The organism is Pseudomonas sp., assembly GCF_030147005.1.
Taxonomy (GTDB): domain Bacteria; phylum Pseudomonadota; class Gammaproteobacteria; order Pseudomonadales; family Pseudomonadaceae; genus Aquipseudomonas.
This window is the reverse complement of sequence record NZ_JASLAW010000048.1, coordinates 20,714-35,763: the sequence shown is the minus strand read 5'-3', so window position 1 is coordinate 35,763 and position 15,050 is coordinate 20,714. Positions and strand designations below refer to the sequence as shown.

Annotated in this window: 13 protein-coding genes; 1 reads left to right on the top strand and 12 read right to left on the bottom strand. The window is 60.3% G+C overall.

The genetic code is table 11. The annotated features are described in order from the left end of the window. Positions 1 to 15 precede the first annotated feature (15 nt). The 5 genes from Q1V60_RS04250 to pmbA form a co-directional block, all read right to left on the bottom strand. Entirely contained in the window at positions 16 to 627 is a 612-nt protein-coding gene (locus tag Q1V60_RS04250; protein WP_300627684.1) for a superoxide dismutase, read from the bottom strand. Between the two features lies 1 nt (position 628). Further along, positions 629 to 1,057, bottom strand: coding sequence for a hypothetical protein (locus Q1V60_RS04245; protein WP_300627682.1), 429 nt, complete (start codon positions 1,055 to 1,057; stop codon positions 629 to 631). Between the two features lie 28 nt (positions 1,058 to 1,085). After that, positions 1,086 to 2,462, bottom strand: a complete 1,377-nt coding sequence (locus tag Q1V60_RS04240) for a class II fumarate hydratase (protein WP_300627681.1) — start codon at positions 2,460 to 2,462, stop codon at positions 1,086 to 1,088. Then, on the bottom strand, positions 2,455 to 2,850 hold the full coding sequence (locus Q1V60_RS04235; protein ID WP_300627679.1) for a FagA protein: 396 nt from the start codon (positions 2,848 to 2,850) through the stop codon (positions 2,455 to 2,457). The genes Q1V60_RS04240 and Q1V60_RS04235 overlap by 8 nt, the downstream gene beginning before the upstream one ends. A 146-nt stretch (positions 2,851 to 2,996) precedes the next feature. Then, positions 2,997 to 4,343, bottom strand: a complete 1,347-nt coding sequence (gene pmbA / locus Q1V60_RS04230; RefSeq protein WP_300627677.1) for a metalloprotease PmbA — start codon at positions 4,341 to 4,343, stop codon at positions 2,997 to 2,999. Positions 4,344 to 4,451: 108 nt separating this feature from the next. Between pmbA and yjgA the strand changes: the two genes are divergently transcribed. After that, a complete protein-coding gene (yjgA, locus tag Q1V60_RS04225; protein WP_300627675.1) occupies positions 4,452 to 4,973 on the top strand; it encodes a ribosome biogenesis factor YjgA in 522 nt (173 codons plus the stop codon). A 45-nt stretch (positions 4,974 to 5,018) separates the two neighbouring features. Here yjgA and tldD read toward each other — a convergent pair whose 3' ends face one another. The 7 genes from tldD to mreC form a co-directional block, all read right to left on the bottom strand. Then, a complete protein-coding gene (gene tldD / locus Q1V60_RS04220) occupies positions 5,019 to 6,461 on the bottom strand; it encodes a metalloprotease TldD (protein WP_065892647.1) in 1,443 nt (480 codons plus the stop codon). A 16-nt stretch (positions 6,462 to 6,477) separates the two neighbouring features. Next, positions 6,478 to 7,326: a carbon-nitrogen hydrolase family protein gene (locus tag Q1V60_RS04215; protein ID WP_300627671.1), complete on the bottom strand. Its 849-nt coding sequence runs from the start codon at positions 7,324 to 7,326 to the stop codon at positions 6,478 to 6,480. Between the two features lie 48 nt (positions 7,327 to 7,374). Beyond that, positions 7,375 to 11,190: a YhdP family protein gene (locus tag Q1V60_RS04210; RefSeq protein ID WP_300627669.1), complete on the bottom strand. Its 3,816-nt coding sequence runs from the start codon at positions 11,188 to 11,190 to the stop codon at positions 7,375 to 7,377. Positions 11,191 to 11,266: 76 nt separating this feature from the next. Next, positions 11,267 to 12,724, bottom strand: coding sequence for a ribonuclease G (gene rng, locus Q1V60_RS04205; protein WP_300627668.1), 1,458 nt, complete (start codon positions 12,722 to 12,724; stop codon positions 11,267 to 11,269). 71 nt (positions 12,725 to 12,795) lie between these two features. Further along, entirely contained in the window at positions 12,796 to 13,392 is a 597-nt protein-coding gene (locus Q1V60_RS04200; protein WP_300627666.1) for a Maf family protein, read from the bottom strand. 50 nt (positions 13,393 to 13,442) lie between these two features. After that, complete coding sequence (gene mreD, locus Q1V60_RS04195; RefSeq protein ID WP_300627665.1) at positions 13,443 to 13,931, bottom strand: rod shape-determining protein MreD; 489 nt, start codon at positions 13,929 to 13,931, stop codon at positions 13,443 to 13,445. After that, positions 13,931 to 15,025, bottom strand: coding sequence for a rod shape-determining protein MreC (mreC, locus tag Q1V60_RS04190; RefSeq protein ID WP_300627739.1), 1,095 nt, complete (start codon positions 15,023 to 15,025; stop codon positions 13,931 to 13,933). The genes mreD and mreC overlap by 1 nt, the downstream gene beginning before the upstream one ends. Between the last annotated feature and the right edge of the window lie 25 nt (positions 15,026 to 15,050).

The window sequence follows — 15,050 nt, the reverse complement described above, 5'->3', positions numbered from 1 at the left end:
GTTATAGAGTGAATTTCAGGCCAAAGCAGCTTGGTAGCGAGCGGCAACCTCCGGCCAGTTAATGACGCTGTAAAATGCATTGATGTACTCCGGTCGCCGGTTTTGATACCGCAGGTAATAGGCATGTTCCCAGACATCCAGACCGAGGATCGGCGTGTTGCCGCTCATCAATGGGCTGTCTTGGTTGCCGCTGCTTTCCACCACTAAAGTCTTTTGCGGGGTGACACTCAACCACGCCCAACCGCTGCCGAAACGGGTCAACGCCGCTTTGGTAAAGGCCTCCTTGAAGCTGTCGAAACCACCCAATTGTTCGTCGATAGCCTCGCCCAGAACGCCTTCGGGTTTTCCGCCACCAGTGGGCGACATGACCGCCCAGAACAGCGAGTGGTTGGCATGCCCGCCTCCTTGATTGACCACAGCAGCGCGTAATTGCTCCGGTAATTTTTGTACGCTGGCCACAAGCTTTTCCACCGACCAGCCTGCGTACTCAGTGCCCTCGACCGCAGCATTGAGATTATTGATGTAAGTCTGGTGGTGCTTGGTGTAGTGAATTTCCATGGTTTGCGCATCGATATGGGGTTCAAGCGCATCGTAGGCATAAGGCAAAGCCGGCAGGGTGTAGGTCATATCAATGTGCTCCGTAGTGAGAGGTAGTCGGTTGCATTGCGGCATCGCCCAGCAAGCGATGAGTGCGCGGGTATTCGCCATGATCGCTGATGAAATTCAACAGTTCGATATAGGTCTTGCTGCTCTGGCGCAACGCCGCTTCGCGCAGCTGCGGGTTCAAGCGCGGGTCCTGCATGGTCTGCAGCAGCCGCTGGTGAATGGCGCAGAGGTATTCCGCGCTCTCTTCTGGCTGGTTGAGGCGCAGGTGCAGGTCTGCCAGGTTGTGATGGGAAATGACGCAAGCTGCCACTGCTTCGTCGGCGTCCGACCAGCGTTCGAACAACACTTGGGCCAGGGCCAAAGCCTGCAAGTAGGCCTCGCGGGCGTCTACCAGCTCGCCCGCCATAAAGCAGCGATTGGCCCGTTCGATCGTGCGTTTCCAGTGCTCCATGGTGAGCCTCCAAAGCAGGGTCGGTGATTTATACGCCGCCGGCCGTGAGCTTTTCCGGGTCCAGCAGGACCTCCAGTTGGCTGCGGGGCAAGTCGGTGTGTTCAAGGGCGACATCAATGACCGGACGACCCTGCTGATAAGCCTGCTTGGCGATTTCAGCGGCTTTCTGGTAACCAATGATCGGATTAAGGGCGGTGACCAGAATCGGGTTGCGGGACAACGCCTCCTTAAGCTTCGCTTCGTTGACCTTGAAGCTGGCAATGGCCTTGTCCGCCAGCAAACGGCTGGCGTTGGCCAGCAACGTCAGGCTACTGAGCAAGTTCTGGGCGATGATCGGCAGCATTACGTTCAGCTCAAAGTTGCCCGATTGGCCGGCAATGGTAATCACCGTGTCGTTACCGATGACCTGCGCTGCCACCATGGCCGCGGCTTCAGGGATCACCGGATTGACCTTGCCCGGCATGATCGAAGAACCCGGTTGCAGACCTTCCAGCTCGATTTCGCCAAGGCCGGCCAGCGGGCCGGAGTTCATCCAGCGCAGGTCATTGGCAATTTTCATCAGTGATACAGCGGTCGCTTTCAACTGGCCGGAGACGGCGACGGCGGTGTCCTGCGAGCCAATCAACGCAAACAGATCCTTGCCCGGCGTGTACTTCACCTGGGTCAGGTGGCTCAAGTGCTGGCTGAAGCGTGCGGCAAACTCAGGGTGGGCGTTGATGCCGGTGCCTACCGCCGTGCCACCCTGGGCCAGCGCCTGCAGCGCCGGCAACAGGTCTTGCAAGTGGCCGATATTGGCCTTGAGCTGTTGCGCCCAACCATTGAGTACCTGGCTCATGCGCACCGGCATGGCATCCATCAAGTGGGTGCGACCGGTCTTGATAAAAGGGTGAACCGCTTCGGCCTTTTGCTCGATCACCTGCACCAGGTGCAGCAAGGCCGGCAGTGTTTGCTCATGCAGCACCAGCGCGGCGCTGACATGAATGGTGGTCGGGATGATGTCGTTGCTGCTTTGCCCACAGTTGACGTGGTCGGTGGGGTTTACCGCCTCGCCGAGCAAGCGGCTGGCCAGGGTCGCAATCACTTCGTTGGCGTTCATGTTGGAACTGGTACCGGAACCGGTTTGGAAAATATCCACCGGAAAATGCTGCATGTAGTCGCCTTCCAACAAACCTTGGGCCGCATCGACAATGGCTTTGCCCTGCCCTTCGCTGATTTGCTTGAGGTCGACGTTGGCCCTGGCCGCAGCCGCTTTGGCCAGGATGAGCGCACGAATGAATTGCGCCGGCATGCGCTGATGGCTGATAGGAAAGTTGTTGACCGCACGCTGGGTTTGCGCGCCGTACAAGGCCTCGGCGGGGACTTGCAGCTCGCCCATGCTGTCGCGTTCGATACGGGTGTTACTCATCGTTAGATCCTTGCACCAGGTCGGAGTGAGAGATTGATGGCAGCAACTGGCAGGTCGCCAATTGCCAAGCAAAGGCCTGCCAGCGCTTGAGGCGACAGGCGCAGTGGGAAAGTTTTTCGAGGTCGCGCAGTGGGCGCCAGGTCTGGTCCAGACACAGGGAACGCCAATGCCAGGGCAGCGCGATATCGTTGGCGGTGTCGATGAGCAGGCGAAATGAGGTTTCGGCGATCGTCCACGGGTGGGTCGCGGTGCAACACGCCAGGTACCGTCCTTCATTAAGGTAATGTTCGATCAGGCGAGGCTCATTGGGATCGAGCCCGCAGCGGATCTGACGACTCATCCACCGCCAACTCTCCAGGTACGGGTCCTCATGCAAGACAGAACTCATGATCCACACTCATCCAGTAATGATATTCATTATTAAATGATATTAAGAATCAAAACAAGATCGCCAAGTTAATCCTGTCTTACAGAGCCACAAAAAAGGCGCGCCATCATCGATATGGCGCGCCTTTTTTGGTGAAACGATGGCGGTTAGCTACCTGCGACCGTCATCCGTTCGATCAACACGGAGCCCGTGCGGATATTACTGCGCAGCTCGAGGTCGTTACCCACGGCAACGATCTGCTTGAACATGTCGCGCATGTTGCCAGCAATAGTCACTTCCTGGACGGCGAACTGAATCTCACCGTTTTCCACCCAGAACCCCGCCGCGCCGCGGGAATAGTCACCCGTCACCATGTTAAGGCCGTGCCCCATCAATTCGGTCACCAGCAGGCCGCGCCCCATGCGACGCAAAAGCGCCGCCTGATCTTCATCGCCATGGGTCACGAACAGGTTGTGAACGCCGCCGGAGTTGGCGGTGCTTGGCAGGCCAAGCTTGCGCCCAGCGTAGGTGCCCAACACATAGGACACCAACTCGCCCTTCTCGACGAACGGCTTGGCGTACGTGGCAAGGCCATCGCCGTCGAACGAAGAGCTGCCCATGGCGCGCATGAGGTGCGGGCGCTCATCGATGGTCAGCCACTCGGGGAACAGTTTCTGACCGATCGCGCCTTCCAGGAATGAAGACTTGCGATAGAGGTTGCCGCCGGAAATCGCGCCGAGAAAACTGCCGAACAGCCCACCGGCCAATTCGGCGGAAAACAATACCGGCACTTCGCACGTGGGCACCGGACGGGCGCCCAAACGACTGGCCGCACGCTGCGCAGCACGTTGCCCGATGCTTACCGGGTCTGCCAGCAAGTCGCCTTGACGGTTTACGTCATACCAGTAATCGCGCTGCATCTGGCCATTGGCTTCGGCGATCATGACGCAACTCAGGCTGTGACGGGTGGACGCATAGCCACCGATAAAACCGTGGCTGTTGCCGTAAACACGGCAGCCCTGGTGGGTACTCAGCGTGGTGCCGTCGGCATTCTTGATGCGGGCATCGGCGTCGAACGCCGCCGCTTCGCAGGTCAGCGCCTGCTCGATGGCTTGCTCGGGCGTGATGTCCCAAGCGTGGAACAGATCGAAATCCTGCAGATCCTTGGCCATCAACGCTTTGTCGGCCAAGCCTGAGCTTTCATCCTCAGAAGTGTGCTTGGCGATTGCCAAAGCAGCGGCGACGGTCTCGCGAATCGCCTCCGGGCCACTGGCCGATGTACTGGCCGAGCCTTTGCGCTGGCCCACATACAAGGTAATGCCAAACCCTTGGTCTCGATTGAATTCTACGGTCTCGACTTCCCGCTGACGCACTGAAGTCGACAGCCCCTGCTCCAGCGATACTGCTACTTCACAGGCGCTGGCCCCCTGGCGCTTGGCCTCGGCAAGGATCTGCTCGACTTGTTCCTGCAGGGCCGGTAACGCTTGCGGACCGACGCTTTGGGCTGCACTCATGGTTTTCTCCACTCAAATTCTGCTTTCGGTTAAGGCCATCGAGCGACCGGGCCGGACAAGCGGCCCCCGACTGGTTATCATGGCGGCGTTTCTTTGCGGACTGCCACCATGGTTGATTCTTACGACGACTCCCTCGATGGGGAGAAAAGCAAAACCCAGGTCAAACGCGAGCTGCATGCTCTGGTTGACCTTGGCGAGCGTCTTACAACGCTCAAAAAAGACTTGATTGCAAAACTGCCACTGACCGACGAAATGCGTCGGGCCTTGGCCGATGCGCCTAAGCACACCGCGAATATCGCGCGTAAACGGCACATCATGTTTATCGGCAAGCTGATGCGCGATCAGGATACTGACGCCATTCTGGCCTTGCTCGATCAAACCGATGCCTCCACTCGCCAGTACAACGAACGCTTCCATAACCTGGAGCGCTGGCGTGACCGCCTGATCTCGGGCGATGACGCCGTGCTGGAAAAATTCGTCTTGGACTATCCGGAAGCGGACCGCCAGCAATTGCGCTCCCTGATCCGTCAGGCCCAACACGAAATGGCGCATAACAAGGCGCCGGCCACCAGCCGTAAAATCTTCAAATACATCCGTGAGCTGGACGAGACTCAACGCGGCCTGCGCTGATCCTCTTCCCCGGGTGGCGGCCTTCGCCACCCGAAGCTTACGGGCTTACGACCCCGTGCCACCCACGGTGATCGCATCGATTTTCAAGGTTGGCTGGCCCACGCCCACCGGTACCGACTGCCCATCCTTCCCGCATGTGCCCACGCCGCTGTCCAGCGACAGGTCATTACCGACCATCGACACCTTGCTCATCGCCTCCGGCCCGTTGCCAATCAACGTCGCTCCCTTGACCGGCGCAGTAATCTTGCCGTCTTCGATCAAGTACGCCTCGCTGGTGGAGAACACGAACTTGCCGCTGGTGATATCCACCTGCCCGCCGCCGAGGTTGGCGCAGTAGATGCCGCGTTTCACGGAAGCAATGATTTCTGCCGGATCGCTTTCGCCACCGAGCATATAGGTGTTGGTCATACGCGGCATCGGCAAGTGGGCATAGGATTCGCGGCGACCGTTGCCGGTGCGCGCAACGCCCATCAGGCGGGCGTTGAGCTTGTCTTGCATATAGCCCTTGAGCACGCCGTTTTCGATCAAGGTAGTGCACTCCGTCGGCGTCCCCTCGTCATCCACGCTTAACGAACCACGGCGACCGGCCAAGGTGCCGTCATCGACAATAGTGCACAGCTTGGACGCGACCATCTCGCCCATGCGCCCGCTGTAGGCGGAACTGCCCTTGCGGTTGAAGTCGCCCTCCAGCCCATGGCCTACGGCTTCATGCAGCAACACACCGGACCAACCCGAGCCCAGCACCACCGGCAAGGTCCCAGCCGGCGCCGGAATCGCTTCCAGGTTGACCAGTGCCTGGCGCAGCGCTTCACGGGCGTAACCCATGGCGCGGTCTTCAGCGAGGAAATAACGGTAGTCGGTTCGCCCGCCACCGCCATGGCCACCGCGCTCGCGGCGACCGTTCTGCTCGACAATCACACTCACGTTAAAGCGCACCAGCGGCCGCACATCCGCCGCCAGCCCGCCGTCGGTAGACGCCACGAGGATGCGCTCCCACACGCCGGCCATGCTCACGGTGACCTGTTGGATACGCGGGTCCAGGGCGCGAGTAGCCGCGTCAACACGCTTGAGCAGCTCGACCTTTTCCGCGCGGCTGATCACTTCCAGCGGATTGTCCGGCGCGTACAACTGAGCCACGTCCTGCGTGCTGAACGCCTGCACCGTGCCGTTTTGGCCCGCGCGGGAAATCGAGCGCGCCGCACGCGCCGCCAGCCCAAGGGCTTCCAGCGTAATTGCGTTGCTATAGGCAAAACCGGTTTTTTCGCCGGATTGCGCGCGAACGCCTACCCCTTGGTCAAGGTTGAAACTGCCTTCCTTGACGATGCCGTCTTCCAACGCCCAGGACTCGGAAATCTGCCCCTGGAAATACAGGTCGGCTGCATCGATCCCGGGCCCGGCCAGATCGCCCAGCACGGTTTGCAGATTTTCGATGGTCACGCCACCGGGTGCCAGGAGATGTTCACTGACTGAGGACAACAACTCGCTCATAGGTTTGGCCTTAAATTCATCGTTCTGAAGCAGGTCGCTGTGCGCCCTGCGAGAAAAAGCGCCGGTGATTGACCACCGGCATGCGCGTCCGTATCGACGCCTGTTCACTGCTGTCGCGTTCGGCCACCAACACCGCTTCGCCTTGATCCTGCCGGGCCAACACACGCCCCCAGGGGTCGATAATCGCCGCATGTCCATGGGTTTCCCGTGGCCCCGGGTGCACACCGCCCTGGGCGGCCGCCAGCAGGTAACACTGGGTTTCGATGGCCCGTGCACGAATCAGCACATCCCAATGCGCAGTCCCGGTCACCGCCGTGAACGCCGACGGCGCGCTGATCAACTCAGCCCCCGCCGCACGCAACTCACTGTACAACTCGGGGAAACGCAGGTCGTAACACACCGTCAGCCCCAAGCGCCCCACGGGCGTATCCGCCACCACCACGTGGCTTCCGAAAGCATAGTCGTCGGATTCGCGATAACGACCCCGGGCATCCGCCACATCCACATCGAACAAGTGCAGCTTGTCGTAACGAGCGACGATTTCGCCCCGGTCGTCGATCAGCAGCGAACAGGCGTTGGGCTTGGCGTCGGGTTGGTCCTTTGGGGGTAACGGCACGGTACCGGCCACTATCCATAAGGTGAGGTCGCGGGCGGTCTGTTTCAACCATGGCAGGATCGGACCTTCACCCATTGCCTCGGCGCGACCGATATTGGCCATGTCACGGCGGCCCATGGCGGCAAAGTTTTCCGGCAGTACCGCAAGCCTGGCGCCATCCGCCGCCGCTCGTTCCAGCAAGCGGCGTGCCTGGGCCAGGTTGGTCAGCACATCACTTTGGCTGACCATTTGAATTACCGCGAAGGACATCGGCCGACACTCCGTAAAGGGCATGCGGCCATGCTACTCCACAGCCTCTCAGTTTGGCTTTTCAAATGGCTTGTCAAAGGTGATTTTCGGTTCCTTCCATGGGCCTTGCACGCTGTACTGCACACTGGCGAAGCGCGATACCCGGTCACCGATCAACTTGTCGATCAGGAACAACGCGCCACCAATGGCCGGTGCGCCGACGATCAACGCTGCGATGGGCAGGTTGTTAGTGACCGGCAGGGTCACCAGCAACTTGGCGTCGACGCGATCCGCCACCAGGTCCAGGGTGCCGTTCAATTCAAGATTGGTCGACGGCCCGGTCATGGTGATGGGCTCACGGGTCACGAAAACACCATCGCTGGCCGCCAGCAGGCCCTTGATCCGGTCATAGCTCAAGCCCTTGCCGAGCAAGTCGGAAAAGTCCAGGCGCAAACGACGGCCGATGGAGTTGAAGTTAAGCAGGCCGAATACCCGCAATGCCTGGGCGCCACCTTCCACCTCCACGAGTTGGCCTTTACGAAATGCGGCGTCCAGGCTACCGGAGAAGCGCTTGGGCCCGACCCAGGCGGGCGAACCCGGCCATCGGCCATCCACGTCCAGATGGAAGTCTTCGCTGGTCACCGTGGGCGCAAAGCCCCAGCCTTTGAGGACATCGGCAATATTCTTGCCGTCCAGTCGCCCCTTGTACCAACTGCTGCTGGCCCCCGGAGCGCCTTCCCAACCACCTGCACCGTTGAGCTGCAGGCCTTTGAGGCCCAGATTCAGGTTGTTGAAGGCCAAGCCCTTGGCGGTCGGCCGAATTTTCAGCGACCACGCGCCCACCAGGTCCGGACCCTGGAACAGTTGGTCGATGCCGATATCCAATGCCGGAATATCCTTGGGATCGATATCGGCCAACGGGTCCGGCGCATTCTCGTCCGCCTGTACGGTCGGGTCGACCGCAGGCAGCTTCACGTATTGCAGGTTGACTGCGATTGGTGCGCCCTTGGCGTCCGGCAGATTCACCGTGCCCTTGGCTTGTCGACTGTCGAACTGCAGTCCCCAGGCCACGGGCTTGCGATCCAGTTGCAGTTTGACCTGGTCGAACTGAGTACCAAAGCCGGTCAACTTGCCTACCTTGAAATCGGCACCACTGAGCAGTTGCTTGGCATTGCCGCCCGGATCGTTGCCCGCGTAACGGCTCGCGAGTTTTTTCCACGGGTCGATATCCAGCTCGGAGAGCACCCCGCGAACCCGCAGGCCTTTGGCGCCGGGCAACACCGCATCGCCATCGCCGAGGAACAATTCGCCGCGGCCATCATTGAAGTTATCCGGCGGCGCCGCGAAGGTGAAATTCGCCAGCTCGCCATAATCAAACCAGTAACGGCGCTCTGCGCCCTGCAGGGTCATGCGGAACGTGCTGTCACGGCCCTGGCTCGCCGGCATGCCAAACGGCGCCGGTAAATCCACCGCGACACCCTTGAGGTCGGAGTTGACCATCAACTGACTGTCCGCGCCGTCCAGAATGACTTGCAACTGGTACGGAATATCGCCGGATACCGGCAGCGGCTGGCTGATTTTCAACCAGTCCGTGAGCCGCTTGACCGCAACCTGCCCTTTGGCGGCAACACGGGTGCTGATTTTGCCGGGAGCACCCTCGGCAAAAATCTGCGCGGTGATCGGGCGGTCGAACGCCTGGGCTGAAATATTCTGGCCGCTCAGGCCTTTGGCGCTGTCGAAACGGAAGTCACCTTTGAGCTGGGTCAGGTCCAGGGTAGGCTCGGCCAACTGCAGGCGCGCTTTGTCGGTCTTGAAGTTGACCACGATCTTGGGCTCGGTGTCTTTGGCCAGAGGCACGTCCAGGTCCAGACTGCCTTGCAGGTTGCCTTCGCCCTTCCAGCCCGCAAAGGTGGAGGCGGTGCCGATAGGGGCTTCCTGGAGGATTTTCAAGCCGTCGCCCAAACCACCGGAGAATCCACCCGTGAGCAGCAGATGGCTGTCTTTGCCGGCCGGCGCGTGGGGGATATTGACGTAGATGTCCTTGACCTGGGTATCGAGCAATTGGCCCTTGCTGGCCAGGATGCGCACGCCACTCTCCTCGACGAATACCTCACCATTGACCTTGCTCACATGGGGCCAACCCGGCTGGAAGGCCAGCTCGGCATCATGCACTTTGAAGAACAGGCTGATATTGCGCGAGGCAGGCGGCGCGTTGTGGCTCAAGGAACCCTGATACTGGAAAAACCCTTCGTCTACTGCGCCTTTGAGAATCGCCGTGCGCAACCATTCATCCAGCGCCGGGCTCAACACCGTCGGTAAATATTTGGAGGTAAAACGCCCATCGCCATCGACCATACCGACCCGTAGGTCCATGTAGTCCTCCTGGCTATGGTCGAAATGCAGGCGAATCAGGAAGTCCGCAGCGACGTTGCCTTCCTCCCCCAGCACTTTGATATACGGCGCGACCAGGGTGAAACCCTGCTTGTCCAGCGTCCAGGTCAAGCGCGCGTTGGCCTGGATGTACTGCCATGGCTTGGCGAAGATCGGAGACAGATGCAGGGAAAAGTCCTTGCTGTCCATGCGCAACTCACCATGGCCCAGGTCGCCGCTGATGCTGCCGGACACGTTACGCGCGGCCGGTGCGCCGAAGTACGCGTCAAAACCGACACGCTCAAGGTTGGCGGCGAAACTGACTTTTTGATCGGTGGTGTCCTGGGGGCGGAAGTCCACGAGCACATTGCGCAACAGGCCGGTGGCTTTCAGATGCTCGACGGTCTTGGCGACACCTTCCGGCAGCGGTGCCAGGGCATTGAGCAAGGGCGTGATGGGGGTCAGGTCGAGCCGATCGGCCTGAAGTTTCCACACTTCCTGATCTTTATCGGTCGCCAGGTTTTGCTGCAGTTGCATGCGCGATTCCCAGCGGGTTTCCCCGATGTTCATCGCCAGCGAATCAAACAGCACCTTGAGGCCACTGTCGCTGCGTTGCACATAAGCGGTCAGGGCCAGATTTTCGATATGCACCGGCTTGCGCTCGGCGTAGCTGCCCTTCACTTGCGGTGAATCAAGGCGCACCACAGCGCTTTGCACGGTGCCATTGGCCCAACTGAGCCATAACTCACCGCCGGCGTTGAGCTGGGTGAGTTTCCATTGCTGGGTCAGCGAGGTCGGAATCCACTTGGCCCAGTCGCTTTGAGGAAGGCTCAGGTAGGCCTCGACCTCGGCATCTTTCCATTGGCTGGCGCGCATGCGGCTGCGCAGGCTCAAGGCGAGGGGCTGGCCGTCGGGTAACGTCATGCGCGCGTCCAGACGTTGCCGGCTCATACCGGTGTGCAGGTTCAGGCCTACATACGTCACCGTCACCGGCGCCCGGTCGAACGGTTGCAAAGTCACCTGGCTGTCCAGCACCGACACACGCTGGACCATTTGCATGCGGGTCAGCAGTTGTTGCGGATCCAGTGGCTGGTCGTCCTGTAACGGCAAGCCTTGCAACGCCCAGTGGCCGTCCTTGTCTTCCTTGACGCTCAACTGCAAGCCGCTGACTTGCAGGTGGGCGATGCGCACTTCACGGGCCATCAGGCTGGCCCAGAGGTCGGGCACTACTTCGACCTGGTCCAGACGCAAAGCGCTGCTGCCCTCGCCGACCATTACGTCATGGGCCAGCAGTATGGGCGCAAACCCGCTCCAGCGGCCTTCGAGGCTACCGATATGCACCGGCATCTGCACCGCAGCCTGGGCTTTGGCTTCGACTTCGGCGCGGTATTCGGCCACCAGTGGCGTCAATTCACGGCCCAGGCTCACGTACACCGCCGCCAATACCAGCAGCAACGCACAGAGGCCCAGCCCCCAACGGGTCAAAGCGGCAAAAAAGCGTATCAGACGCTCCATGTCAGGCGACCCTCAAAGCAGTAGGCAGACGACAGATCAGCGCCTGTCGGTCTCGAAAAAGAAAAACGAATGGCGATCAGAGCAGCACCACGTCGTATTGTTCCTGGGAGTACATGGTTTCCACCTGAAAACGAATAGTACGACCGATAAAACCCTCAAGTTCAGCGACGTTACCCGACTCTTCATCCAGCAGGCGATCGACCACTTTCTGGTTGGCCAGCACTCTATAACCTTCGGCCTGGTAGGCGCGTGCCTCTCGTAGAATTTCACGGAAAATCTCGTAGCAAACCGTTTCCGGGGTCTTCAATTTACCGCGCCCCTGGCAACAGCTGCAGGGTTCGCACAGCACTTGCTCAAGGCTTTCGCGGGTGCGCTTGCGGGTCATCTGCACCAGGCCCAATTCGGTGATGCCAATGATGTTGGTCTTGGCGTGGTCACGCTCCAGCTGTTTTTCGAGGGTGCGTAGTACCTGGCGTTGGTGCTCTCCATCTTCCATGTCGATGAAGTCGATGATGATGATGCCGCCCAGGTTGCGCAGGCGCAGTTGGCGCGCAATCGCAGTGGCAGCCTCCAGGTTGGTCTTGAAAATGGTCTCTTCAAGGTTGCGATGGCCCACGAACGCGCCAGTGTTGACGTCGATGGTGGTCATGGCTTCCGCCGGGTCCACCACCAGATAGCCACCGGATTTGAGCGGGACCTTTCGCTCCAGGGCTTTCTGGATTTCGTCTTCGACGCCATACAGGTCAAAGATTGGCCGCTCGCCCGGATAGTGCTCGAGGCGGTCGGCAATTTCCGGCATCAGCTCGGCAACGAATTGGGTGGTGCGCTGGAAGGTTTCACGCGAATCGATGCGAATTTTTTCGATCTTCGGGCTGACCAGATCGCGCAAGGTACGCAACGCCAGGCCGAGGTCTTCATAGATGACGCTTGGCGCGCCAATGGTCTGGATCTGCGCCGCGATCTGATCCCACAGGCGTCGCAGGTAGCGGATATCCATCAAGATTTCATCGGCGCCCGCGCCTTCGGCGGCGGTGCGCAAAATAAAACCACCGGCTTCCTTGATGCCCTCGGCGGCCACACAGTCGCTGACCACCTTCTTCAGGCGCTCGCGCTCGGCTTCATCTTCGATCTTGAGGGAAATACCGACGTGGGCGGTACGCGGCATATACACCAGGTAACGCGAAGGAATCGACAATTGGGTGGTCAGCCGGGCGCCCTTGGAGCCGATAGGGTCTTTGGTGACCTGCACCACCAGGCTCTGCCCTTCGTGCACCAGGGCGCTGATGCTTTCTACCGCCGGGCCTTCGCGCAGGGAGATTTCCGAAGCGTGGATAAACGCGGCGCGGTCCAGGCCGATGTCGACGAACGCCGCCTGCATGCCCGGCAATACGCGCACCACCTTGCCTTTATAGATATTGCCGACGATCCCGCGCTTCTGGGTGCGCTCGACATGCACTTCTTGCAGCACACCGTTCTCTACCACCGCCACGCGCGATTCCATCGGCGTGATATTGATCAGAATCTCTTCACTCATGGCTGGGTCTCGTTCAGGCGTTTTCACAATAGTGACCGATCGCTTATGGCTTGGCGCGACAGCAAAGGTGATCAGCGCGCAGTAAGGTTTTGCCAACAGGGTATGCCGAATTGGCCCAGCAGTTGCGCGGTTTCGCATACGGGCAGGCCGACCACGGCGGAATAGCTGCCATTGAGCCCGGTCACGAACACCGAGCCAAGCCCTTGGATAGCATAGCCGCCGGCCTTGTCCTGGGGTTCGCCACTGCGCCAGTAAGCGGTTGCCTCCTCGACAGAGATTTCACGAAAACCTACACGGCTGCTGACACAACGGGTGTCACAGCGCTGGCCGTCGGTCAACGCAATGGCAGTGAGCACTTCATGCTCACGCCCCGCCAGGGCCATCAACATGGCCAGAGCATCGGCCTGGTCCACCGGTTTGCCAAGAATCTTGCCATCGACGATAACCGCCGTGTCGGCGCCCAATACGCAGATGTCTGAGGTGTGCTCAAGCGCAGCCAAACCCGCCGCCGCCTTGCTTCGAGCCAGGCGCTCGACATAGGCGGTGGGGGTTTCGTTTGTAAGAGGCGTTTCGTCGATGGCGGCGCTGACAACGGTGAAAGGCACACCGATCTGGGTCAACAACTCACGTCGCCGCGGGGAGCCCGAGGCCAGATAAAGTACATTCATTGCAGACTCTCCCTGTAGGGTTCGATAACCAGGCAGAGCCTCGCAATCCATCAATTGATTTTATAGCGACGACGTAACCCACGCAGGCCAAAACTGACCCAAGGCCACAGCAATGCACTGACCAGAGCCGGCAACACCAGGGCCAGGGTAGGCTGGCGATTGCCGGTCAAGGCGCTGAGCCATAGCTGAACCAACTGCGCCAGGCCGAAGATCACCAGGATCACAAGGCACTGCTGCCACATCGGAAACATGCGCAAGCGCTGCTGCAACGACAGCACCAAAAAGGTGATCAGGGTCAGGATCAACGCATTCTGGCCCAGCAAGGTGCCATAGAGCACATCCTCCGCCAAGCCCAGGCACATCGCCGTGACCATGCCCACTTTGTGCGGCAGGTTCAGCGACCAGAACGCCAACAGCAACGCCAACCACAATGGGCGCAGGATTTCCATGAATTGCGGCAGCGGTGAAACGCTGAGCAACAAGCCGATGGCAAAGGTCAGCCAGACCAGCCAGCCGTTGCGTGAATGAGTATTGGCCATTATTCCTCCCTCTGGCGCGTCGTGGCCGGGGCGGTTGCCGCTGGCCTCGCGGCAGGCGCGGTGGTCGCCGCCGGTTTCGCCGCATGTGCACTGTGCGTGGCGGGCTTGGCCGGTGTGGCGACAGGGGCCGCGGTGGCGGGTACGGTCGCAGGCGCTGGTGGCCCCACGAAAGCCGGTTTCGGCACTGTCGCGGGAATGACGGGGGCGGTGCCGTTCTGCTTGTCTTCCGCTTCCTGGGCCTGCGCGGCGTCATTGGCGCGCTCTTCCGGCGTGCGGTTGTCGCTGAACACCAGCAGTAAATAGCGGCTGCGGTTCAGCGCGGCAGTGGGTACGGCACGCACGATGGCAAACGGCTGGCCGGAATCGTGGATGACCTCCTTGACCGTCGCCACCGGGTAGCCCGCCGGGAAGCGCTGACCCAGGCCGGAGCTGACCAGCAGGTCGCCTTCCTTGATGTCGGCGGTGTCGGCCACGTGCCGCAACTCCAGGCGCTCCGGGTTACCAGTGCCGCTGGCAATCGCGCGCAAGCCGTTGCGATTGACCTGCACCGGGATGCTGTGGGTGGTGTCCGTCAACAGCAACACGCGCGAGGTGTAGGGCATCAACTCAACCACCTGGCCCATCAGGCCGCGGGCATCGAGCACCGGCTGGCCGAGAACCACACCGTCGCGCTCACCCTTGTTGATGATGATGCGATGGGTAAAGGGGTTGGGGTCCATGCCGATCAATTCGGCCACTTCGACTTTTTCGTTGACCAACGCCGAAGAGTTAAGCAACTCGCGCAGCCGGACGTTCTGCTCGGTGAGAGCCGCGAGCTTTTGCATGCGGCCCTGCAACAGCAGGTTTTCGGTCTTGAGTTTTTCGTTTTCGGCGACCAGTTCGGTGCGGCTGCCGAATTGGCTGGCCACGCCCTGGTAGAGACGTTGCGGCAGGTCGGTGATCCAGTAAGTCTGCATCAAAACCAGCGACATCTGGCTACGCACAGGCTTGAGCAGCGCAAAACGGGCATCGACCACCATCAGCGCGACCGAAAGCACGGTCAGCACCAACAAGCGCACGCCCAATGAGGGGCCTTTGGCGAAGAGCGGTTTAATAGGCCGCTCCTCCCAGGCAAATGTT

What these genes read in the sequence shown, in the direction of transcription:
- Q1V60_RS04250 (WP_300627684.1), bottom strand. Translation starts at nt 627, where the DNA reads ATGACCTACACCCTGCCGGCTTTGCCTTATGCCTACGATGCGCTTGAA.
- Q1V60_RS04245 (WP_300627682.1), bottom strand. Translation starts at nt 1,057, where the DNA reads ATGGAGCACTGGAAACGCACGATCGAACGGGCCAATCGCTGCTTTATG.
- Q1V60_RS04240 (WP_300627681.1), bottom strand. Translation starts at nt 2,462, where the DNA reads ATGAGTAACACCCGTATCGAACGCGACAGCATGGGCGAGCTGCAAGTC.
- Q1V60_RS04235 (WP_300627679.1), bottom strand. Translation starts at nt 2,850, where the DNA reads ATGAGTTCTGTCTTGCATGAGGACCCGTACCTGGAGAGTTGGCGGTGG.
- pmbA (WP_300627677.1), bottom strand. Translation starts at nt 4,343, where the DNA reads ATGAGTGCAGCCCAAAGCGTCGGTCCGCAAGCGTTACCGGCCCTGCAG.
- yjgA (WP_300627675.1), top strand. Translation starts at nt 4,452, where the DNA reads ATGGTTGATTCTTACGACGACTCCCTCGATGGGGAGAAAAGCAAAACC.
- tldD (WP_065892647.1), bottom strand. Translation starts at nt 6,461, where the DNA reads ATGAGCGAGTTGTTGTCCTCAGTCAGTGAACATCTCCTGGCACCCGGT.
- Q1V60_RS04215 (WP_300627671.1), bottom strand. Translation starts at nt 7,326, where the DNA reads ATGTCCTTCGCGGTAATTCAAATGGTCAGCCAAAGTGATGTGCTGACC.
- Q1V60_RS04210 (WP_300627669.1), bottom strand. Translation starts at nt 11,190, where the DNA reads ATGGAGCGTCTGATACGCTTTTTTGCCGCTTTGACCCGTTGGGGGCTG.
- rng (WP_300627668.1), bottom strand. Translation starts at nt 12,724, where the DNA reads ATGAGTGAAGAGATTCTGATCAATATCACGCCGATGGAATCGCGCGTG.
- Q1V60_RS04200 (WP_300627666.1), bottom strand. Translation starts at nt 13,392, where the DNA reads ATGAATGTACTTTATCTGGCCTCGGGCTCCCCGCGGCGACGTGAGTTG.
- mreD (WP_300627665.1), bottom strand. Translation starts at nt 13,931, where the DNA reads ATGGCCAATACTCATTCACGCAACGGCTGGCTGGTCTGGCTGACCTTT.